This is a genomic window from Streptomyces sp. cg35, from assembly GCF_050410835.1.
In the GTDB taxonomy this organism is placed as follows: Bacteria; Actinomycetota; Actinomycetes; order Streptomycetales; family Streptomycetaceae; genus Streptomyces.
This window is the reverse complement of record NZ_CP191268.1, coordinates 2,815,098-2,835,624: the sequence shown is the minus strand read 5'-3', so window position 1 is coordinate 2,835,624 and position 20,527 is coordinate 2,815,098. Positions and strand designations below refer to the sequence as shown.

The following is a 20,527-nucleotide window of genomic DNA, read 5'->3' as shown; positions in this document are numbered from 1 at the left end:
AGACCGCCCGGCGAGCTCCGCCCCGGCGCCGCATACTGGAAGGCATGAGCCCCGGCTCCCGCGAATTCGTCCGGGCCACGCCACGGCCCGGCGGGCCGATCGTCTCGGCGGTCGGCTACCGCACGCAGGGCATGCGCCCCGCGCTCCACCGTGGCCTGCCCTCCCCGTACCTCACGGTGATCTTCTCCCTCGACGGTCCCGTCGTCAGCGGCGGGACCCCCGAGCAGGCCACCGGCGCGGACGCGCACCGCACCGACATCGTCGTGGGCGGCCTGCACCAGCGTCCGGCGTTCATCGCGCAGCCCGCGCACGAGGCCGGCGTCCAGCTCGCCGTGCACCCGCTGGCGGCCCGCGCTGTCCTCGGCGTGCCGAGCGCGGAACTGACCGGGCACGTGGTCGTCGACGGGACGGACGTCCTGGGGCCCTCCGCCGCCCGGGTCCGCGAGGAACTGGCCGAATCCGCCGACTGGCGCGCACGGTTCGCCCGGCTGTCCGGCTACCTGACAGAGCGGGCCGGCGACCCGTTCGCGGGCGTACGGCCCGAGGTCGTCGAGGCCTGGACCTGGCTCGCCCGGCACCGCGGCGCGGGCACCCTGCCCGGCCTCGCGGCGCACGTCGCCCTGAGCGAGCGCCGCCTGACCACCCTCTTCCGCGCCGAGACCGGCCTGAGCCCCGGGCAGGCCGCCCGCCTCATGCGCTTCGGGCACGCGAAGGCCGCCGTGGTGCGTGCCGTCGCGGCCGGCGCCCCGCCGGACCTGTCCCGGGTCGCCGCCGAGCACGGCTACTGCGACCACTCCCACCTGGTAAGGGCGTTTCACCGGTACACGGGGCTGAGCCCGACCGGGTGGATCTCGGAGGAGTGCCGGAACATCCAAGCCGGCGGCCACCTCAACGGCGAAGAATCGACGTCATGAACGCCCACGAGAACACCCTGCGCGAACCGGCGATCTGGCCCTCCCTCCAGGCCGAGGACGCCCACGCCCTGATCGACTTCCTCGTGAACACCGTCGGCTTCCTGCGCACGGCCGTCTACGAGGACGGCGACCGCGTCGCCCACGCCCAGCTCGACTGGCCCGAGGGCGGCGGCATCATGATGGGCTCCCACAAGCCCGACGCCGATCCTGGCACCTGGTGCCTGAAGCCGGGCACGTTCGGCGCGTACGTCGTCACCGACCGGGTCGACGAGCTGTACGCGCGGCTCGTCGACGCGGGCGTCAAGATCCTCCGCGAGATCGAGGACCAGCCATACGGAAGCCGCGAGTTCGCCATCCTCGACCCTGAGGGCAACAAGTGGTCCTTCGGCACGTACCGGGGTGAGCCCCGGGCCTGACCGCCTTGGAGGCGCACGGAGTGTGCCTTTCAGGGGCGCGGGGAACTGCGCGACCAGCCCCCGCCCACCCGCGGCTAGGACCGGACCCGCAGCAGCAGAACGCTCCGCGCCCCCACGGTCACCACATCCTCCGCGGCATGCGCGACCCCGGGCTCCGCACCCTGCGCCTCCAGACCCGTGTCCACCACCACCTCGTACGCCCGGGCCCACGGCTCACCCGGCAGCACGAAGCTCTCCGCACGGTCACCCGCGTGCAGGACGGCAAGGAAGCTGTCGTCCCCGACCGGCTCGCCCCGCGCGTCCCGGCCGGGTATGTCCCGCCCGGACAAGTACATGCCGAGCGTCGCCGCGGGCGCGTACCAGTCCCGCTCCGTCATCTCCGTACCGCGCGACGTGAACCAGGCCAGGTCGCGCAGCCCGTCCGCCGAGTGCGCGCGCCCGGAGAAGAACGCCCGCCGGCGCAGCACCGGATGCGCGTGCCGCAGCGCGATCAGCCGGGACGTCAGGTCGAACAGCGCCCGCCAGCCGGGATCGTCCAGGAGCCCCCAGTCGACCCAGCTGATCTCGTTGTCCTGGCAGTACGCGTTGTTGTTGCCGCGCTGGGTGCGCCCGAACTCGTCGCCCGCGACCAGCATCGGCACGCCCGTCGACAGCAGCAGTGTCGTCAGCAGATTCCTCAACTGCCGCCTGCGCAGGGCGAGTACGGCGGCATCGGCCGTCTCGCCCTCGGTGCCGCCGTTCCAGGACCGGTTGTCGTTCGAGCCGTCCCGGTTGCCCTCGCCGTTCGCCTCGTTGTGCTTGCGCTCGTAGCTCACCAGGTCGCGCAGCGTGAAACCGTCGTGCGCGGTGATGAAGTTGACCGACGCGTACGGCCGCCGCCCGCCCCACGCGTACAGGTCGCTCGATCCCGACAGGCGGTAGCCGAGGTCCCGTACGTCGGGGAGCGCACCGCGCCAGAAGTCCCGTACGGCATTGCGGTACCGGTCGTTCCACTCCGTCCACAGCGGCGGGAACGCGCCCACCTGGTACCCGCCGGAGCCCACGTCCCAGGGCTCGGCGATCAGCTTCACGCGGCGCAGCACCGGATCCTGCGCGATCACCGCGAGGAACGGGGACAGCATGTCGACGTCGTGCATCGAGCGGGCCAGGGCCGCCGCCAGGTCGAAGCGGAAACCGTCGACGCCCATCTCCGTCACCCAGTAGCGCAGCGAGTCGGTGATCAGGCGCAGCACGTGCGGCTGGACCACGTGCAGCGTGTTGCCGCAGCCCGTGTAGTCGGCGTAGCGGCGCGCGTCGCCCTGCAGCCGGTAGTAGCCGCGGTTGTCGATGCCCTTCAGGGACAGCATCGGGCCCAGCTCGCCCGCCTCCGCCGTGTGGTTGTAGACCACGTCGAGGATGACCTCGATCCCGGCGTCGTGCAGCGCCCGCACCATCCGCTTGAACTCGCCGACCTGCTGCCCGGCCGTGCCGGACGCCGCGTAGCCCGCGTGCGGGGCGAAGTAGCCGATCGAGTTGTAGCCCCAGTAGTTCCTCAGGCCCCTGCGCAGCAGATGGTCCTCGTGGGCGAACTGGTGCACCGGCAGCAGCTCCACCGCCGTCACCCCGAGCCGGGTGAGATGCTCGATCGCCGCGGGATGCGCGAGGCCCGCGTACGTCCCCCGCAACTCCTCGGGGACACCGGGATGCCGGCGGGTGAAGCCGCGCACATGGAGCTCGTAGATCACCGAGTCCGCCCACGGTGTCTTCGGGCGCCGGTCGTCGACCCATTCGTCGTCGGGCGCGTCGTCGTGGACCACGACGCCCTTCGGCACGTACGGCGCCGAGTCCCGGCTGTCGCGCACGGTGTCGGCCACGTGCTGCTCGGGCCAGTCCCGCACATGCCCGTACACCTCGGGCGGCAGCCGGAACTCGCCGTCCACGGCCCGCGCGTACGGGTCGAGCAGCAGCTTCGCCGGGTTCCAGCGGGCGCCGGTCCACGGGTCCCAGCGGCCGTGCACCCGGAAGCCGTAGCGCTGCCCGGGCAGCACGCCCGGCACGAAGCCGTGCCAGATCTCATGGGTCAACTCGGCCAGCGGCGCCCGGCGTTCACGCCCCTCCTCGTCGAACAGGCACAGTTCGACGGACTCGGCGCCCCCGGCCCACAGCGCGAAGTTCGTCCCCGCGACCCCGTCCGGGCCGACCCGGAACCGGGCGCCGAGCGGCACGGACGTCCCCGGCCACACGGGCGCGACCCGGGCAGCGGGCTCGCGCTCGCGGCCGTACGGCGCCGACGCGCGGGCCGGTGGCCGTCCGTTCCCCGTCCGTCCGGCCGGAACGCCGGCCTGCACTGCCTCCTGCTCGGGTGCGCTCGACACCTGACAGCCTCCCGCGGCTCCACGACCGATGGGCAGCAGGGCGCACGGCGTCCCGGCCGCGCTCCCTTGCGTCCCCCCTCCCTGTTCTGCCCAGAGCTCGGGTCGCACTCACGTTTCCCCAGCGGGGGGAGCGTCGTTGGCCTGACGTGAGAACAGCTGTGAGGCGCGCGCGGCGCGCAGGGGCGACACTGGCCGCCGTACTGACATGGGCAGGACTGGTCGGCGGGCTCGCCGGATGCGACTCGGGCGAGGTGTTCGGCAAGCCACGCTCGCCCGAGGACCTGATCCGGGTCACGCCGGACGACGCGAGCAAGGAAGTGAAGGCGGACGGACGGCTCCAGGTCGAGGTTCCCGAGGGGCGGCTCGAGTCGGTCAAGGTCGTCCGGATCCAGGACGCGCAGGAGGAGCGGGTGCCGGGGCGCCTGGAGGAGGACGGCACGCGCTGGCGGCCCACGGGCCCGGGCGCGGACCGGCTGACGCTCGCCGCGAAGTACACGGTCGACGCGGTCGCGGTCGACGACGCCGGCCGCCGCATGGCCCGCCACACCACCTTCACCACGTTCGTCCCCGACGAGCGCTTCATCGGCTACGTGACGCCCGAGAACCGCGCCACGGTCGGCACCGGCATGATCGTGAAGCTGGAGTTCAACCGGGAGATCGAGAACCGCGCCGCGGTCGAGCGCGCCGTCCGGGTCACGTCCCGGCCCGCGGTGAAGATCGCCCCGCACTGGTTCGGCAAGACGCGGCTCGACTTCCGCCCCGAGAAGTACTGGAAGCCGGGCACCAAGGTCACCGTCGGCCTCGGCCTGCGCGATGTGGAGGCGGCCCCCGGCGTCTACGGACTGCAGGACAAGTCGTTCTCCTTCACCGTCGGCCGCAGCCAGGTCAGCCTGGTCGACGCGGCGGCCCACACCATGGAGGTCCGCAGGAACGGCGAGCTGGTCGACACCCTGCCGATCACCGCGGGGGCGCCGCGCTCGACGACGTACAACGGGAAGATGGTCGTCACCGAGATGCTCGACGTCACCCGGATGAACAGCCGCACCGTCGGCTTCGGCGGCGAGTACGACATCCCCGACGTGCCGCACGCGATCCGGCTCACCGACTCCGGCACGTTCCTGCACGGCAATTACTGGTCGGGCGGTGTCTTCGGCTCCAGCAACGTCAGCCACGGCTGTGTCGGTCTGCGCGACGTGAAGGGCGGCAGTTCGCTCACGCCGGCGGGCTGGTTCTTCGACCGCACGCTGATCGGCGACGTCGTCGAGGTCAGGAACAGCGCTGACAAGAAAGTGGCTCCTGACAACGGCCTCGGGGGCTGGAACATGGACTGGAAGGAGTGGCGGGCCGGCGCCGCGGCGGGCTGACCCCCCGGGAGCCGCGGAAAGGGGGCTGCCGCGCGGGCGTTGGGACCGAACGGTGACATTAGCGGGGATCCGTTTTCCCAGGTCGTGCGGTTAATCTTTCGCAGTGCGCGCGCAGACGCGCAGGGGTGCGGGCCTTGGACCGAGGCCGTGCGAGGGGAGAAGAACATCTTGAACGGGCGACGACCGATATCGGCGGCTCTGCTGGGGGCGGCTCTGCTGCTGGTCACCGCGTGCGGTGGCGGGGGCACCGACTCGGGTCACGACGGCAAGGGGAAATCCGGCAAGGCGGCCGAGGCGAACAAGCCGTCGCAGGCCGTCGTGACCGTCGCGCCGAAGGACGGCGCCGACGACGTCGCCACCAGCGGGGCCCTCAAGGTCACCGCGGACAAAGGCAAGTTGACCGAGGTGAAGGTCGCCGACTCCAAGGGCAACGCGGTCGAGGGCGAGATCACCGGCGGCAGCAGCTGGACCCCCGCCCACCACCTGGCCGCGGCCACCAAGTACAAGGTGCACGCGGTCGCGAAGGACGCGGACGGCCGGGAGTCGGCCAAGGACACCACCTTCACCACGCTCACTCCGAAGAACACCTTCATCGGTACGTTCACACCGGAGGACGGTTCCAAGGTCGGCGTCGGCATGCCGTTCTCGGTCCGCTTCACCCGGGGCATCACGCACCCCGAGGACGTCGAGAAGGCGATCACGGTCACGACCGAGCCCTCCGTCCCGGTCGAGGGCCACTGGTTCGGCAACGACCGCCTGGACTTCCGCCCCGAGGAGTACTGGGCGTCCGGCACCAAGGTCACGGTCAAGCTGAACCTCGACGGCGTCGAGGGCCGGCCCGGTGTCTACGGCAAGCAGGTCCGCACGGTGAAGTTCACCATCGGCCGCAGCCAGGTCTCCACGGTCGACGCGAAGACGCACACGATGACGGTCAAGCGGGACGGCAAGACCCTCAAGAAGATCCCGATCACGACGGGCAAGCCGGGCTACGAGACCTGGGACGGCCAGATGGTCATCAGCGAGAAGCTCGCGGTGACCCGGATGAACGGCGAGACGGTCGGCTACGGCGGCGAGTACGACATCAAGGACGTCCCGCACGCCATGCGCCTGACCACCTCCGGCACGTTCATCCACGGCAACTACTGGGGCGGCGACGCCTTCGGCAACTACAACGCCAGCCACGGCTGCGTGGGCCTGCGCGACGTCCGCGGCGGCTACGACAGCAAGGTCCCGGCGGCCTGGTTCTTCAACCAGTCGATGATCGGCGACGTGGTGATCGTCAAGAACACCCACGACAAGACGGTGGCCCCGGACAACGGGTTCAACGGCTGGAACATGTCCTGGGCGGACTGGAAGAAGTAGGGCGACAGCCGCGCGGGTGTGAACGCCCGCTAACGTGCGGGGCATGACCGTACACCTGGAAATCGCCGACGGGGTGGGCACGATCCGCCTCGACCGCCCCCCGATGAACGCCCTCGACATCGCCGCCCAGGACCGCATCAGGGAACTGGCGGCAGAGGCCACGGCCCGTACCGACGTACGGGCCGTGGTCGTCCGCGGCAGCGAGAAGGTCTTCGCGGCCGGTGCGGACATCAAGGAGATGCAGGCCATGGACCACGCGGCCATGGTGGTCCGGTCCCGCGCGCTCCAGGACTCGTTCAGCGCGGTCGCCCGCATCCCCAAGCCGGTCGTCGCCGCCGTCACGGGCTACGCCCTGGGCGGCGGCTGCGAGTTGGCGCTGTGCGCCGACTTCCGCATCGCCGCCGACAACGCCAGGCTCGGCCAGCCGGAGATCCTGCTCGGCCTGATCCCCGGCGCGGGCGGCACCCAGCGCCTGGCCCGGCTGGTCGGCCCCTCCAAGGCCAAGGACCTGATCTTCACCGGCCGGCACGTGAAGGCCGACGAGGCGCTCACCATCGGCCTGGTGGACCGGGTCGTCCCGGCCGACGAGGTCTTCTCGGCGGCCCACGCCTGGGCGGCGAAGCTGGCCCAGGGCCCGGCGATCGCGCTGCGCGCCGCGAAGGAGTCGATCGACGCCGGTCTGGAGACGGACCTGGAGACGGGGCTCGCCATCGAGCGCAACTGGTTCGCGGGTCTGTTCGCGACCGAGGACCGGGAGACCGGAATGCGCAGCTTTGTGGAGGAGGGTCCGGGCAAGGCGAAGTTCGCCTGAGGGACCCTCAGATGGCGCGGTCAACTCCCTTGTCACTGAGTCGAGTTGATCGCGTCCCCCATTGGGGCACATTATCCTGGCCTTAAGAGAACCTTAAACAAACCTTGCCCGTGACGATCACGATCCGGTCGCGCACGGTAAGTCATCGCAGGTCAGGCGGTGCGCGCCGGACCCTTAACTGCCGGCGGCATATGCCAAACCGGCCCTCCGGAATGAGGCGTTCCGGGGGGCTTATTCAGCCGGAACGGCCCCACGGCCGCCTTTGTGCAGCCATCATGGGGGCATGGCGGGGCTTGAGGGTGTGGAACATCCACGGCGGCACGGGAGTGCGACCGCGGCGCGCTGGTCTCCCGCGGTCGAGGACGAATACGCGCTGAGGGCGCTGGAGTTGTTCGGGAATCCGACCGAGGCGGAGGTACCGCTGCCGTCGCGTCCCGAATCGGCGGCGACCGCCCGGCGGCTGGCCCAGGTGGTCGTCCTGCGGCACTGGGGACTGTCCCCGAAGATGACCGAGGACGCGGTCCTGCTCGTCTCCGAGCTCGTCGGCAACGCGGTGCGGCACACCGGTGCCCGTGTCTTCGGGCTGCGCATGCTGCGCCGCCGCGGCTGGATCCGCGTGGAGGTGCGCGATCCGTCCCGCGGCCTGCCGTGCCTGATGCCCGTGCAGGACTTCGACGTCTCCGGGCGGGGCCTCTTCCTCGTCGACAGGCTCTCCGACCGCTGGGGCGTCGACCTGCTGCCGCGCGGCAAGACGACCTGGTTCGAGATGCGGGTCGCCGACCGCTGACCCCCCGCGCGGACCCCGGACGCACGAAAGCCCCCGTTTTCGCCGTCGTGCGGCGCCGCGGGGGCTTTCGTGTGATGCGCCGCGAACAGTGGGGGGTGTAGTCCGCGGCGTCTGACGACGACCTGGCCCGGGTCAATGGGGGTCGTGCCACCGATCATGGCAGACAAGGTCACCCAGGGCCAAATGAATCATTGGTGATGTGGGCCACGGGCCTGGTAAATGAAGAATGAATACACCCGGCATCCAGTAATCCTTAAGGCCCCCGGGTCGGTAAGAGGCTTTTGTCGGTGATCCCCCTTAAATGGGCGGGTGACCAAGGCAGAACCGATCCGACGCCGCTCGGCCCTGCGCGTCGGCGCCGGGCTCACCGCCGCCCTCGCCACCGGCTGCGCCGCCGACCAGCAGACGGCCACCCCCGCACCGGCCGCCCACCCTGCATCCCCCCGGCCCGCCCACCCGGCATCCCCCCGGCCCGCCCACCCTGCATCCCCCCGGCCCGCCCACCCTGCATCCCCCCGCCCCGCGCGAGCCGCCCCCGCACCCCGCCGGCTGCCCGGTCTGCCCGCCCAGATCGCCCACGGCCCGCGCACCGGCGACCGCGTCGCCCTCACCTTCCACGGCCAGGGCGACCCGGCCATCGCGAACGCGGTCCTGAAGGAAGCCGAGCGGGCCGACGCCCACGTCACCGTGCTCGCCGTCGGCACCTGGCTCGACGCACACCCGGCCGTCGCCCGGCGCATCCTCGACGGCGGCCACGACCTGGGCAACCACACCCTCCACCACATCGACATCAACACCCTGTCCGAGGCGGACGCCTACGCCGAGATCACCGGCTGCGCCGACCGCATCCGCCGCCTCACCGGCTCCATCGGCACCTGGTTCCGGCCCTCGCGCACCCAGACGGCGACCCCGCTCGTCACCCGCCTCGCCCAGCGCGCGGGCTACCCGCACCTGCTGTCGTACGACGTCGACTCGCTGGACTTCACCTCGCCGGGCGCGAGCGCCGTCGTCGAGAACGTCACCTCGGCCGTACGGCCCGGCTCGGTCGTCAGCCTGCACTTCGGATACGCGGACACGATCGCCGCCCTGCCGCCCCTCCTGGACCACCTCGACCGCCGTGGCCTGACCGCGGTGACCTGCACGGAGCTGCTCACGTGAACATCAACTCCCGCCGCACCGGTGTCCTCCTCGCGGCCGCCGGCACCGTCGTCCTCGCCGCGCTCACGGGCTGCGGAGCCGAGCGGGCCGAGATCGCCAAGCCGGTCCGGCCCGCCGTGCCGAAGCAGCAGGCCGTGTACGGGCTGCCCGGCATGCCGCCCGTCCTCGACCCGAAGGACGTCTACGCCGCCGACCGCCCGAACAAGCTCTCACCGGTGGTCAAGGACTTCCCGTCCCGCGTCTACGTCCCCAACACCGAGTCCGACACGGTCAGCGTCATCGACCCGAAGACGTTCGAGGTCATCGAGACCATCCCCGTCGGCCGCGAGCCCCAGCACGTCGTCCCCTCCTGGGACATGAAGACGCTGTGGGTCAACAACGACAAGGGCAACAGCCTCACCCCCATCGACCCGAAGACCGGCAAGGCCGGAAAGACGGTCGACGTGCACGACCCGTACAACCTCTACTTCACGCCCGACGGCAAGCACGCCGTCGTCATGGCCTCGCTCGACCGCGAACTGGTCTTCCGCGACCCGCACACCATGAAGGTCCAGCACACCGAGCCGGTCAGCTGCTACGGCGTCAACCACGCCGACTTCTCCCTCGACGGCCGCTACTTCATCGTCAGCTGCGAGTTCAGCGGCGAACTCCTCAAGGTCGACACGGCGAAGATGAAGGTCGTCGGACAGCAGAAACTCCCCTTCGAGGGAGCCATGCCGCAGGACGTGAAGATGTCGCCCGACGGCAAGAAGTTCTACGTCGCCGACATGATGGCCAACGGCATGTGGATCCTCGACGGCGACACCTTCTCCAAGCCGAAGCTGCTGCCCACCGGCAAAGGCACCCACGGCCTCTACGTCGGCCGCGACTCCAAGGAGATGTACGTCTCCAACCGCGGCGAGGGCACCGTCTCCGTCTTCGACTTCGCCCAGGACAAGGTGACGAAGAAGTGGAAGCTGCCCCAGGGCGGCAGCCCCGACATGGGCGGCGTCTCGGCGGACGGCAACACGCTGTGGCTGTCCGGCCGGTACGACTCCGAGGTCTACGCCATCGACACCCGCACCGGTGTCCAGATCGCCCGCATCCCGGTGGGCCGGGGCCCGCACGGCCTCGCCGTGTACCCGCAGCCTGGGCGCTACTCCCTGGGGCACACCGGAATCTTCCGGTAGGAGCGGCCCCGCTACTCGGCCATCTTCAGCATCAGCGCTTCGGAGCCGGCCGCCCGATACCCCGCCGCCTGGAACACCCGCACGCTGCGCGCGTTGCCCGGCGACTGCTGGGCCCAGACGAACCCGTCCGGGACCACGTGCCGGGCCGCGCGCGCCAGCTGGCGGCCGAGCCCACGGTGACGTGCCGCCTCGTCCACCTCCAGGGACGCCTCCCAGCGCCCGCCGAGCCCCCGGCCGAGGGCCAGCACCCCGCCGTCCGTCTCCCACACCCGCACGTCGTCCCGGTGCGCGAGCGCCCGGACGACCCGGGGGTGCGCGCGGTCGTGGATCTCGCGCAGCGCGAGCGGAGGCGGCCCCGCCAGCGCCGGAGCCACCGTCACCAGGTCGATCGTCTCGTGCGTGCGTCCCGTACGGTCCATGAACGCCGTCAGGAACCGGGCGTTCATCGGCGCCGAGAACGGATCGCAGTCCACCGCCGCGAGCGTCTCGCGCACCCACGCCGCCGGCTCGTCCGTGACCACCACCGTGTGCGCCGTGAACGCGAGGATCCCGGCGTCCCGCTCGTTCGTCTGCGGGACGACCGTCAGGGTCCCGTCGGGCGCGGGGAAGACACCCTTGGCCGCCGCGTCCAGAATGTCGCGCAGATTCACTTCGGCTCCTGACTTGAGTCTCCACCCACTGGAAGGCCCAGACTCCCAGACATGATCGACGACGGCCCGCCGCTGCTCACGATCGGACAGCTGGCCCGCCGCACCGGACTCACGGTGCGCACCATCCGCTACTGGTCCGACGAAGGTGTCCTGCACCCCGTGACCCGCAGCGACGGCGGCTACCGACTGTACGACGCGGAGTCCGTGGCCCGCCTGGAACTGATCCGCACGCTGCGCGAGTTGGGCCTCGGCCTGGACGACGTACGCAAGGTGCTGGGCGGCGAGCGGGACATCGCGTCCGTGGCCGCCGCCCACGTGCGGGCCCTCGACGCGCAGATGCGCGCGCTGCGGCTGAACCGGGCGGTGCTGTCGACGGTCGCGAAGCGCAACTCGACCACCGAGGAGATGGCCCTCATGAACAGGCTGGCGCGGCTCTCCGCCACCGAACGCAAGCACATCATCGACGACTTCATGGAGCAGACGTTCGGCGGCCTGGACGCCGCCGACCCCGACATCCGCAACCGGCTGCGGGTCATGGTCCCCGATCTGCCCGACGACCCGTCGAGCCGGCAGGTCGATGCCTGGGTGGAACTGGCCGAACTGATGCAGGACCGGGCGTTCCGGGCCCATATGCGCAAGATGTTCGAGTTCAACGCGGCGGACCGGGGCCCCGACGTGCCGCCCGGCAGCTCCCTGTGGTTCATGAGCCGGCTCGTGCAGCTCGCCGGGGAGGCCCGGCAGCGCGGCGTCGAGCCCGGATCGGGCGAGGCGGGCGAGGTGCTGCGGGGCCTGCTCGGCGACGCCGACCTGGCCGACGTCCTGGAACGCCTGGAGGCCGCGGCCAACGACGACGTCGCCAGATTCCGCGACCTGGTGTCCCTGGTGCGGGGGCTCGACCCGCTGCCGCGTCACAACGAGGAGTTCGCCTGGGTACTCGCCGCACTGCGCGCACGGCTCGCCAGCTAATCTGACCCCCGTCAACACAGCAGTAAGCAAAACGAGGGGTGGTCCCGGTGGCGGACATCGAGGAAGCACGCAAGGCGTTCGATCGGTTCGACGCGGACGGCGACGGCTTCATCACGGCGGCCGAGTACAAGAGCGCCATGGCGCAGATGGGCGACTTCAACGTCACCGAGTCGGTGGCCGAGGTCCTCATCGCCCGGCAGGACGCCAACGGGGACAAGGTCCTCTCCTTCGACGAGTTCTGGGCCAACCTCAACAAGGTCTGAGCCGGGAACCGAACCCCGTCCGCCGGGGCGGGAGCCGTCCGCTCCCGCCCCGGCGGACGCATGCCGGGCCTCTGGCGCCTGCTCACATCGCGTGGGCCGCGGCCCGGTTCACCGCGGACAGCACCGCCCCCACGGAGGCGGTCAGCACCGAGGTGTCCCGGGCCGCGCCCCACGCGTGGACGTCGCCGACCCGGCAGAGGACATAGGCCGCGGCCTCGCTGTCCGGGCCCGCGCCCAGGCCGTGCTGGGTGAAGGACTCGATGCCGACGTCGAGACCGGCGCCGCGCAGCGCGTCCGTGAACGCGGCCAGCGGGCCGTTGCCCTTGCCGTCCAGCTCCCGCACCGCGCCGTCGATCTCGGCCGTGCAGGCGAAGCGGTGCACGGCGCCGTCCTGCCGGGTCGTCCAGTCGACGAGGCGGACCGGCCCGGTGACGTCCAGATAGGCCGTGCGGAACAGCTCGTACAACTCCTCCGCGCTCGCCTCCCGGCCACTGTCGTCGGTGGCCTCCTGCACGACGCGCGCGTACTCCGGGCGCATCTCCCGCGGCAGGTCGATGCCGTGGTGCTCCTTGAGCAGATACGCCATCCCACCCTTGCCCGACTGGGAGTTGACGCGGATCACGGCCTCGTACGTGCGCCCGACGTCCGCCGGGTCGATCGGCAGGTACGGCACCTCCCACAACTCCTGCGGATGCTCCGCCCGGTGGGCCAGGCCCTTGCTGATGGCGTCCTGGTGCGTCCCGGAGAAGGCGGTGTACACGAGGTCGCCGCCGTAGGGGTGGCGCGGGTGCACCGGGAGGCGGTTGCAGTGCTCGACCGTCTCGCGCACCGCGTCGATGTCCGAGAAGTCGATCATCGGGTCGACGCCCTGCGCGTACAGGTTCAGAGCGAGGGTGACCAGGTCGACGTTGCCCGTGCGCTCGCCGTTGCCGAACAGGCAGCCCTCCACGCGCTGGGCGCCGGCCAGGACCGCGAGTTCGGCACAGGCGACGCCGGTGCCGCGGTCGTTGTGCGGGTGGACGGAGAGGACGACCGACTCGCGGCGCTCCAGGTTCCGGTGGACGTACTCGATCTGGTCCGCGTAGATGTTGGGCGTCGCGATCTCCACCGTGGCGGGCAGATTGTGGGTGACCGGGCGGTCCGGGCTCGCGTCCCGACGTACGGCACGCCGAGCGCGACCACGGAGACGCCGCGCACGCGGAACTGGTGGAGGCCGTCGCCGCGGGGGACGCGGAGCGGGCGGGGCGGGCGGCGCGGGAGGAGCTGACGGCGATCCAGCGGAAGCTGACCGCACCGGCGCCGGCCGAAGACTGACGCGAAGCCCGCTTCACTCTTTGAGTCGACCCGAGGAATAGCCCGCGCACCCCGGAGGTTCGTACTCCATGCACATGCATGAATCTCTCGCGAAGGGCATGACATGAAGATCGGCATCATCGGCGCGGGCAACATCGGCGGCAACCTCACCCGGCGCTTCACCACCGTCGGCCACGACGTCCACGTGGCCAACTCGCGCGGACCGCAGACCCTCACCGCGCTCGCCGAGGAGACCGGCGCCACGCCCGCCACCATCGAGGACGCCGTGCGCGACGCGCAGGTCGTGGTCGTCACCGTCCCGCTCAAGGCCGTCCCGAACCTCCCCGACGGCTTCCTGGACGCGGCCGCCGCTGACGTCACGGTCATCGACACCGGCAACTACTACCCGCAGCAGCGCGACGGGAAGATCGCCGAGATCGAGGAAGGCCTGACCGAGAGCCGCTGGACCGAGCGCCAGATCGGCCACCAGGTCGTCAAGGTCTTCAACGGCACCTACGCCCAGGACATCCTCGACAAGCCCCGCCCGGCCGGCGACCCGGCGCGCGTCGCCCTGCCGATCGCGAGCGACGACGCCGCGGCCAAGCAGGTCGTCACCGCACTCCTCGACGAGATCGGCTTCGACGCCGTCGACGCGGGCGGCCAGGACGACTCGTGGCGCCAGCAGCCCGGCACCCCGGTCTACGGCCTCGCCTCCGACGCCACCGCCGTCCGCAAGGCCCTGGAAGCGGCCTCCCCGGAGCGCACCCCGGACTGGCGCGCCTGACCCGCACCGCGTCGACTCCCGTCAGGGCGTGGCCCATTCACGCAGCGCCGTCTTGGTCGTGAAGCGGGCCACGTTCTTGTCGAGGGGACGGTCGGTGTACTGGTGGACGGTCCAGTCGGCCTTGATGCGCGGCTTGCCCGCCGTCACGTAGTCGGCGATCCAGAGGCCGTCGCCGGCGTACGAGGTCGTATCCCGATTGAGCCAGAAATCGCGGTTGCAGTACAACATGACCCGGTGGTTCGGCCGCAGCCGCTTCACCTCCCGGATGAACTTGTCCTTCTCCGCGTTGCTCGCCCGCGAGCCGTCCCCGGTCGTCTCCCAGTCGACGGCCAGCAGATCACCGGCCCTCTCGGGGGCCTTGCTCACGAAGTACTCGGCCTGCGCCGTGAGGTTCCCCGGCCACAGGAAGTGGTAGAACCCGACGACGCAGCCGCCGTCGCGGGCCAGTCTGGTCTGCGCGGCCAGCCGCGGATTGACGTAACTGCGGCCCTCCGTCGCCTTGATGAGGACGAACGACAGGCCGTCCGTGTCGAACGTGGTCTGGTACGCGCTGACGTCGATACCGCGGATCATGCGGGCCTCCTGGTCGGTGGGGGCGACGAGATCGGCATACCCATCGTCGACGACCGGGCACCGCCGGCCCGTCATCTTCTCCGGCAGGCCAGAAGCCCGCCGTTTGCCCACCCGCAGTCTTGGAACACGCTTTACACAGAGGTACGCAACTACCGCGGCCCGCTGAGCTGTCTGAAAGGGAGTCGGAACAGGGAGAGTCGGCCCCGTCAGGGGCGCGCGGGGTGACGGAGAGAGCGGGGCAGTTCGTGGGACGGCGCAAGGGTGGCGGCATAGGGGTCGCGCTGGTGACGGTGCTGGCGCTGGCGGGCGTGAGCGCCTGCGGCGGGAGCGGCAGCAGCGACAAGGCGGGCGGGGACGACGGAAAGGCGTCGGGGAAGCCGAGCGCGAGCGCGTCGCCGTCGCCGACGAAGCCCAAGGGGCCGCCGATGCTCCTGGAGACGATCATGCCGCAGACCGGCACCACGGTCGGCGTGGCCATGCCGGTCTCGGTGGTCTTCACCGACCCGGTGGCCGCCAAGGCGCGCGCCTCCGTGGAGAAGCACATGAAGGTGAGCACCTCGCAGCCGGTCGAGGGCGCCTGGCACTGGTTCGGCGACAAGCGCGCCGACTGGCGTCCGAAGGAGTACTGGCCCTCCGGTACGCAGGTGAAGGTCGTCGCCGACATGGAGGGCGTCAGCAACGGCAACGGCCGCTACGGCGTGCACAGTTACACCCACACCTTCAAGGTCGGTGACGATGTGCGCGCCGACGTGTCCGTCACCGGACACACCATGAAGGTCACCAAGAACGGCTCGACGGTGCGCACCCTGTCGATCAACGCGGGCAGTGCCGAGTACCCCACGTGGAACGGCACGATGGCCGTCATCGACAAGCAGAAGGAGGTCCACATGACCTCCTGCAGCGTCGGCATCAGCTGTGACAAGGGCAGCGCCAACTACTACGACCTGACGCTGCCCTGGGACGTCCACCTCACCCAGTCCGGCACCTACGTCCACTACTCCACCGGCGACCCGAACCCGGGCAGCGGCAGCGCCCGCGGTTCCCACGGCTGCGTGCATCTGTCCATGTCGGACGCCAAGTGGTTCTACGACCAGGTCAAGCAGGGCGACCCGGTGACCATCTCCGGCTCCCCGCGCGCGAAGGCCCCGGCCGACAACGGCTACGCGGCCTTCAACCTGAGCTGGGACCAGTGGCTGTCGGGGAGCGCCTCGGGGGAGGGGACGAGCGCGGCCCTGTGAGGCCGCGCCCGGCCGTCAGCACTCGATGATGTTGACGGCGAGCCCGCCCCGCGCCGTCTCCTTGTACTTGACGCTCATGTCCGCGCCGGTGTCCTTCATGGTCTTGATGACCTTGTCGAGGGACACCTTGTGGGAGCCGTCGCCGCGCATCGCCATCTTCGCGGCGGTGACGGCCTTCACGGCGGCCATGCCGTTGCGCTCGATGCAGGGGATCTGGACGAGGCCGCCGACCGGATCGCAGGTCAGACCCAGGTTGTGCTCCATGCCGATCTCCGCCGCGTTCTCCACCTGCTCGGGGGAGCCGCCGAGGACCTCGGCGAGGGCGCCCGCCGCCATCGAGCAGGCCGAGCCGACCTCGCCCTGGCAGCCGACCTCGGCGCCGGAGATCGAGGCGTTCTCCTTGAAGAGCATGCCGATCGCCCCGGCGGAGAGGAGGAAGCGGACCACGCCCTCCTCGTCGGCCCCGGGCACGAAGTTGACGTAGTAGTGCAGGACCGCGGGGATGATGCCGGCCGCGCCGTTCGTCGGCGCAGTGACCACGCGGCCGCCCGCCGCGTTCTCCTCGTTCACCGCCATCGCGTAGAGGGTGATCCACTCCATGGCGTGGGCCAGCGGCTCGCCCTCGGCGCGCAGCTTGCGGGCCGAGCCGGCGGCGCGGCGGCGGACCTTGAGGCCGCCGGGCAGGATGCCCTCGCGGGACATGCCGCGCGACACGCACGCCTGCATCACGCGCCACAGCTCCAGCAGACCGGAGCGGATCTCGTCCTCGGTGCGCCAGGCCTTCTCGTTCTCCAGCATCAGCGCCGGGATGGACAGGCCGGTCTCGCGGGTGAGGCGGAGCAGCTCGTCGCCGGTGCGGAAGGGGTACTTGAGGACGGTGTCGTCGGGCACGATCGGGTTCTCGCCGGCCACGGCGTCCTCGTCGACGACGAAGCCGCCGCCCACCGAGTAGTACGTCTTCGAGAGCAGCTCGGTGCCCTCGGTGTCGTACGCCCACAGGGTCATGCCGTTGGCGTGGTAGGGCAGGGTCTCGCGGCGGTGCAGGATCAGGTCGTCGTCGAAGGAGAAGGCGATGTCGTGCACGCCGAGCAGACTGATCCGGCCCGATTCCTTGATCGTCTCCACCCGCTCGTCGGCGCGCTCGACGTCGACGGTGCGCGGGGACTCGCCCTCCAGGCCGAGCAGGACCGCCTTCGGGGTGCCGTGCCCGTGGCCGGTCGCGCCCAGCGAGCCGTACAGCTCGGCGCGTATCGAGGCGGTGTGGGCCAGCAGGCCCTCGTTCTTCAGGCGGCGCGCGAACATCCGCGCCGCGCGCATGGGGCCGACCGTGTGGGAGCTGGACGGGCCGATGCCGATCGAGAACAGGTCGAAGACCGAGATGGCCACGGTGGAACTCCAATGGTGGTTGGTAGACGCCGTTGTCTGCCGGGTCGTGCGGAACGTTCAGGAACACGGGCGGGGCACCGTGCGCGCTGGATGCTTCTGGTTCCAGTGTGCGCGGTGCCCCGGAAGTGTGTACGTACGCAAGGGTACGTAACTGCCTCTAAACCCTTACAGGCCGGGGTACAGCGGGTGCTTCTCGGCCAGAGCGGTCACCCGGGCCTTGAGGGCGGCCGCGTCGTAGGCCGGCTTGAGGGCCTCGGCGATCACGTCGGCGACCTCGCGGAAGTCCTCGGCGTCGAAGCCGCGGGTGGCGAGGGCCGGGGTGCCGATGCGCAGGCCGGAGGTGACCATCGGCGGGCGCGGGTCGTTCGGGACCGCGTTGCGGTTGACCGTGATGCCGACCTCGTGGAGGCGGTCCTCGGCCTGCTGGCCGTCGAGCTCGGAGTCGCGCAGGTCGACGAGGACCAGGTGCACGTCCGTGCCGCCGGAGAGCACGTTCACGCCGTTCGCGCGGGCGTCCTCGGAGGTCAGACGCTCGGCGAGGATGCGGGCACCCTCGACCGTGCGCTGCTGGCGCTCCTTGAAGTCCTCGCTCGCCGCGATCTTGAAGGAGACCGCCTTGGCGGCGATCACGTGCTCCAGGGGGCCGCCCTGGAAGCCCGGGAAGACCGAGGAGTTCAGCTTCTTCGCGAAGTCCTTCTTGGCGAGGATGATGCCGCCGCGCGGACCGCCGAGCGTCTTGTGCGTCGTGGACGTGACGACGTCGGCGTGCGGGACCGGGTTCGGGTGCAGGCCTGCGGCCACGAGGCCCGCGAAGTGCGCCATGTCGACCCACAGGTACGCCTCGACCTCGTCGGCGATGCGACGGAACTCGGCGAAGTCCAGCTGGCGCGGGTACGCCGACCAGCCCGCGATGATCACCTTGGGGCGGTGCTCCTTGGCGAGCGCCTCGACCTCGGCCATGTCGACCAGGCCGTTGTCGTCCACGTGGTACGGGACCACGTTGAACTGCTTGCCGGAGAAGTTCAGGCGCATGCCGTGCGTGAGGTGACCGCCGTGCGCCAGGTCCAGGCCGAGGATCGTGTCGCCCGGCGTGGCCAGCGCGAACAGGGCGGCCTGGTTCGCGGAGGCGCCCGAGTGGGGCTGCACGTTGGCGTACTCGGCGCCGAACAGCTCCTTGACCCGGTCGATCGCGATCTGCTCGGTGACGTCGACGTGCTCGCAGCCGCCGTAGTAGCGGCGGCCGGGGTAGCCCTCGGCGTACTTGTTGGTGAGGACCGAGCCCTGGGCCTCCATGACGGCGACCGGCGCGAAGTTCTCCGACGCGATCATTTCCAGCGTCGACTGCTGGCGGTGCAGCTCGGCGTCGACGGCCTTGGCCACGTCCGGGTCGAGCTCGTGCAGGGACTCGTTCAGTACGGACTTGTCGGACATCTTCGGTCAGCTCCCGGAGAACTCGGTGTACTCGTCGGCGGTGAGCAGGTCCTTCGGCTCCTCGGCGATCCGGACCTTGAACAGCCAGCCGCCCTCGAAGGGGGCCGAGTTCACCAGGGACGGGTCGTCGACGACGTCCTGGTTGGTCTCGGTGACCTCGCCGGACACGGGGGAGTACAGGTCGGAGACCGACTTGGTGGACTCCAGCTCGCCGCAGGTCTCGCCCGCGGTGATGGTGTCGCCGACCTCGGGGAGCTGGACGAACACGATGTCACCGAGCGCGTTGGCCGCGTGCTCCGTGATGCCGACCGTGGCGACGCCGTCCTCGACGGCCGACAGCCACTCGTGCTCCTTGCTGTAACGCAGCTGCTGGGGGTTGCTCATGATGCGAATTCTCCTGTACGCGGGACGGTGCTGGTGACAGTGGGGTGAGCGCTACGGGGTGGCGCGGGTTACTTCTGGCGCTTGTAGAACGGCAGCGCGACGACCTCGTAGGGCTCGTGCGTACCGCGGATGTCCACGCCGACACCCGCCGTGCCCGGCGCGGCGTGCCCGGCGTCGACGTAGGCCATGGCGATCGGCTTGCCGAGCGTCGGGGACGGGGCGCCGGAGGTGACCTCGCCGATCACCCGGCCGTCGTGGACGACCGGCATGCCCGCGCGCGGGACCCGGCGCCCCGCGGCGACCAGGCCGACGAGCTTGCGGGGCGGGGCGGTCTCGGCGCGCTCGGCGGCGGCCGTCAGCGCCTCGCGGCCCACGAAGTCGCCCTCCTTCTCGAACTTCACGACCCGGCCGAGGCCCGCGTCGAACGGCGTCAGCCCGGTGGTCAGCTCGTGCCCGTACAGCGGCATGCCCGCCTCCAGGCGCAGCGTGTCGCGGCAGGACAGGCCGCACGGGACGATGCCGTACTCCGCGCCCGCCTCGGTCAGCGCCTGCCACAGCTTCTCGGCGTCGGCGGGGGCGACGAACAGCTCGAAGCCGTCCTCGCCGGTGTAGCCGGTGCGCGCGATGAGCGCCTCGACACCGGCGACGGTGCCGGGCAGACCCGCGTAGTACTTCAGTCCGTCCAGGTCGGCGTCCGTGACGGACTTCACGATGGCGGGGGAGTGCGGGCCCTGCACGGCGATCAGCGCGTACGCGTCCCGGTCGTCGCGGACCTCGGCGTCGAACCCGGCGGCGCGCTCGGTCAGGGCGTCGAGGACGGTCTGCGCGTTGCCCGCGTTCGCGACGACCATGTACTCGGTCTCGGCGAGGCGGTAGACGATCAGGTCGTCGAGGATCCCGCCGTCCGCGCGGCAGATCATGGTGTAGCGGGCGCGGCCGACGCCGACCGTGGCGATGTTGCCCACGAGGGAGAAGTTCAGGAACGCGGCCGCGTCCGGCCCGGTGACCGTGATCTCGCCCATGTGGGACAGGTCGAAGAGCCCGGCCTTCGTACGCACCGCGTTGTGCTCGTCGCGCTCGCTGGCGTAGCGCAGCGGCATGTCCCAGCCGGCGAAGTCGGTCATCGTGGCGCCCAGCGAGCGATGCAGGGCGTCGAGGGCGGTGGTACGGGTCATGGCTGGTGCTCCCGGGCGTGACGGCGATGGCGAGGGGTCCCCCGTGGCG

Annotated in this window: 19 protein-coding genes and 1 pseudogene; 12 read left to right on the top strand and 8 right to left on the bottom strand. The window is 71.0% G+C overall.

What is annotated here, in order from left to right; all coding sequences use genetic code 11:
• Positions 1 to 44: 44 nt before the first annotated feature.
• Together ACQUQD_RS12960 and ACQUQD_RS12955 are read left to right on the top strand one after the other, a co-directional pair.
• The gene (locus ACQUQD_RS12960; RefSeq protein ID WP_428952205.1) at positions 45 to 914 is read left to right on the top strand and encodes a helix-turn-helix domain-containing protein; all 870 of its coding nucleotides are present in this window, start codon (positions 45 to 47) and stop codon (positions 912 to 914) included.
• Positions 911 to 1,330 carry a VOC family protein gene (locus ACQUQD_RS12955; RefSeq protein ID WP_428952204.1) on the top strand — a complete coding sequence of 140 codons (420 nt, stop codon included), beginning with the start codon at positions 911 to 913 and terminating at the stop codon, positions 1,328 to 1,330. Before ACQUQD_RS12960 ends, ACQUQD_RS12955 begins: the two co-directional genes overlap by 4 nt.
• Positions 1,331 to 1,404: 74 nt before the next feature.
• Here the strand turns inward: ACQUQD_RS12955 and glgX are convergent, their stop codons facing one another.
• Positions 1,405 to 3,684, bottom strand: coding sequence for a glycogen debranching protein GlgX (gene glgX, locus ACQUQD_RS12950; RefSeq protein WP_428952203.1), 2,280 nt, complete (start codon positions 3,682 to 3,684; stop codon positions 1,405 to 1,407).
• A 146-nt stretch (positions 3,685 to 3,830) separates the two neighbouring features.
• Here glgX and ACQUQD_RS12945 point away from each other — a divergent pair, with 146 nt between their 5' ends.
• The 6 genes from ACQUQD_RS12945 (at position 3,831) to ACQUQD_RS12920 (ending at position 10,335) form a co-directional block, all read left to right on the top strand.
• On the top strand, positions 3,831 to 5,048 hold the full coding sequence (locus ACQUQD_RS12945) for an Ig-like domain-containing protein (RefSeq protein WP_428952202.1): 1,218 nt from the start codon (positions 3,831 to 3,833) through the stop codon (positions 5,046 to 5,048).
• Positions 5,049 to 5,216: 168 nt separating this feature from the next.
• Positions 5,217 to 6,410, top strand: coding sequence for a L,D-transpeptidase (locus tag ACQUQD_RS12940; RefSeq protein ID WP_428952201.1), 1,194 nt, complete (start codon positions 5,217 to 5,219; stop codon positions 6,408 to 6,410).
• Between the two features lie 43 nt (positions 6,411 to 6,453).
• A complete protein-coding gene (locus ACQUQD_RS12935) occupies positions 6,454 to 7,221 on the top strand; it encodes an enoyl-CoA hydratase/isomerase family protein (protein ID WP_428952200.1) in 768 nt (255 codons plus the stop codon).
• A 283-nt stretch (positions 7,222 to 7,504) separates the two neighbouring features.
• On the top strand, positions 7,505 to 8,008 hold the full coding sequence (locus ACQUQD_RS12930; protein WP_428952199.1) for an ATP-binding protein: 504 nt from the start codon (positions 7,505 to 7,507) through the stop codon (positions 8,006 to 8,008).
• Positions 8,009 to 8,317: 309 nt separating this feature from the next.
• Positions 8,318 to 9,166 (top strand): polysaccharide deacetylase family protein, encoded by an 849-nt coding sequence (locus tag ACQUQD_RS12925; protein WP_428952198.1) that lies wholly within the window; start codon positions 8,318 to 8,320, stop codon positions 9,164 to 9,166.
• Entirely contained in the window at positions 9,163 to 10,335 is a 1,173-nt protein-coding gene (locus tag ACQUQD_RS12920) for a PQQ-binding-like beta-propeller repeat protein (RefSeq protein WP_428952197.1), read from the top strand. The genes ACQUQD_RS12925 and ACQUQD_RS12920 overlap by 4 nt, the downstream gene beginning before the upstream one ends.
• Positions 10,336 to 10,346: 11 nt before the next feature.
• On the opposite strand, the gene ACQUQD_RS12915 is transcribed toward ACQUQD_RS12920, so the two are convergent.
• Positions 10,347 to 10,985: a GNAT family N-acetyltransferase gene (locus tag ACQUQD_RS12915; protein WP_428952196.1), complete on the bottom strand. Its 639-nt coding sequence runs from the start codon at positions 10,983 to 10,985 to the stop codon at positions 10,347 to 10,349.
• Between the two features lie 51 nt (positions 10,986 to 11,036).
• On the opposite strand from ACQUQD_RS12915, the gene ACQUQD_RS12910 reads away from it, so the two are divergent.
• Together ACQUQD_RS12910 and ACQUQD_RS12905 are read left to right on the top strand one after the other, a co-directional pair.
• Positions 11,037 to 11,951, top strand: coding sequence for a MerR family transcriptional regulator (locus ACQUQD_RS12910; RefSeq protein ID WP_428952195.1), 915 nt, complete (start codon positions 11,037 to 11,039; stop codon positions 11,949 to 11,951).
• 47 nt (positions 11,952 to 11,998) lie between these two features.
• On the top strand, positions 11,999 to 12,214 hold the full coding sequence (locus ACQUQD_RS12905; protein ID WP_428952194.1) for an EF-hand domain-containing protein: 216 nt from the start codon (positions 11,999 to 12,001) through the stop codon (positions 12,212 to 12,214).
• An 82-nt stretch (positions 12,215 to 12,296) separates the two neighbouring features.
• Here the strand turns inward: ACQUQD_RS12905 and ACQUQD_RS12900 are convergent.
• Positions 12,297 to 13,367: pseudogene (locus ACQUQD_RS12900) on the bottom strand (2-isopropylmalate synthase); the annotation flags it as partial.
• Between the two features lie 243 nt (positions 13,368 to 13,610).
• On the opposite strand from ACQUQD_RS12900, the gene ACQUQD_RS12895 reads away from it, so the two are divergent.
• Positions 13,611 to 14,291 carry an NADPH-dependent F420 reductase gene (locus ACQUQD_RS12895; RefSeq protein ID WP_428957541.1) on the top strand — a complete coding sequence of 227 codons (681 nt, stop codon included), beginning with the start codon at positions 13,611 to 13,613 and terminating at the stop codon, positions 14,289 to 14,291.
• A gap of 21 nt (positions 14,292 to 14,312) precedes the next feature.
• Here ACQUQD_RS12895 and ACQUQD_RS12890 read toward each other — a convergent pair whose 3' ends face one another.
• Positions 14,313 to 14,864, bottom strand: coding sequence for a glycoside hydrolase family 25 protein (locus tag ACQUQD_RS12890; RefSeq protein WP_428952193.1), 552 nt, complete (start codon positions 14,862 to 14,864; stop codon positions 14,313 to 14,315).
• A gap of 245 nt (positions 14,865 to 15,109) precedes the next feature.
• Between ACQUQD_RS12890 and ACQUQD_RS12885 the strand changes: the two genes are divergently transcribed.
• Positions 15,110 to 16,102 (top strand): L,D-transpeptidase, encoded by a 993-nt coding sequence (locus ACQUQD_RS12885; protein WP_428957540.1) that lies wholly within the window; start codon positions 15,110 to 15,112, stop codon positions 16,100 to 16,102.
• Positions 16,103 to 16,117: 15 nt separating this feature from the next.
• Here ACQUQD_RS12885 and ACQUQD_RS12880 read toward each other — a convergent pair whose 3' ends face one another.
• From ACQUQD_RS12880 to gcvT, 4 genes are all read right to left on the bottom strand, one after another.
• Positions 16,118 to 17,488 carry an L-serine ammonia-lyase gene (locus tag ACQUQD_RS12880; protein ID WP_428952192.1) on the bottom strand — a complete coding sequence of 457 codons (1,371 nt, stop codon included), beginning with the start codon at positions 17,486 to 17,488 and terminating at the stop codon, positions 16,118 to 16,120.
• Between the two features lie 165 nt (positions 17,489 to 17,653).
• Positions 17,654 to 18,919, bottom strand: a complete 1,266-nt coding sequence (gene glyA, locus ACQUQD_RS12875; RefSeq protein WP_428952191.1) for a serine hydroxymethyltransferase — start codon at positions 18,917 to 18,919, stop codon at positions 17,654 to 17,656.
• A 6-nt stretch (positions 18,920 to 18,925) separates the two neighbouring features.
• Entirely contained in the window at positions 18,926 to 19,303 is a 378-nt protein-coding gene (gene gcvH / locus ACQUQD_RS12870; protein WP_428952190.1) for a glycine cleavage system protein GcvH, read from the bottom strand.
• A gap of 68 nt (positions 19,304 to 19,371) precedes the next feature.
• A complete protein-coding gene (gcvT, locus tag ACQUQD_RS12865) occupies positions 19,372 to 20,478 on the bottom strand; it encodes a glycine cleavage system aminomethyltransferase GcvT (protein WP_428952189.1) in 1,107 nt (368 codons plus the stop codon).
• Positions 20,479 to 20,527 lie beyond the last annotated feature (49 nt).

Excerpts from the sequence above, each read along its gene's own strand:
- ACQUQD_RS12955 (WP_428952204.1), top strand. The coding sequence starts at position 911 with ATGAACGCCCACGAGAACACCCTGCGCGAACCGGCGATCTGGCCCTCC.
- ACQUQD_RS12890 (WP_428952193.1), bottom strand. The coding sequence starts at position 14,864 with ATGATCCGCGGTATCGACGTCAGCGCGTACCAGACCACGTTCGACACG.
- glyA (WP_428952191.1), bottom strand. The coding sequence starts at position 18,919 with ATGTCCGACAAGTCCGTACTGAACGAGTCCCTGCACGAGCTCGACCCG.
- ACQUQD_RS12930 (WP_428952199.1), top strand. The coding sequence starts at position 7,505 with ATGGCGGGGCTTGAGGGTGTGGAACATCCACGGCGGCACGGGAGTGCG.
- ACQUQD_RS12910 (WP_428952195.1), top strand. The coding sequence starts at position 11,037 with ATGATCGACGACGGCCCGCCGCTGCTCACGATCGGACAGCTGGCCCGC.
- ACQUQD_RS12935 (WP_428952200.1), top strand. The coding sequence starts at position 6,454 with ATGACCGTACACCTGGAAATCGCCGACGGGGTGGGCACGATCCGCCTC.
- ACQUQD_RS12960 (WP_428952205.1), top strand. The coding sequence starts at position 45 with ATGAGCCCCGGCTCCCGCGAATTCGTCCGGGCCACGCCACGGCCCGGC.
- gcvH (WP_428952190.1), bottom strand. The coding sequence starts at position 19,303 with ATGAGCAACCCCCAGCAGCTGCGTTACAGCAAGGAGCACGAGTGGCTG.
- gcvT (WP_428952189.1), bottom strand. The coding sequence starts at position 20,478 with ATGACCCGTACCACCGCCCTCGACGCCCTGCATCGCTCGCTGGGCGCC.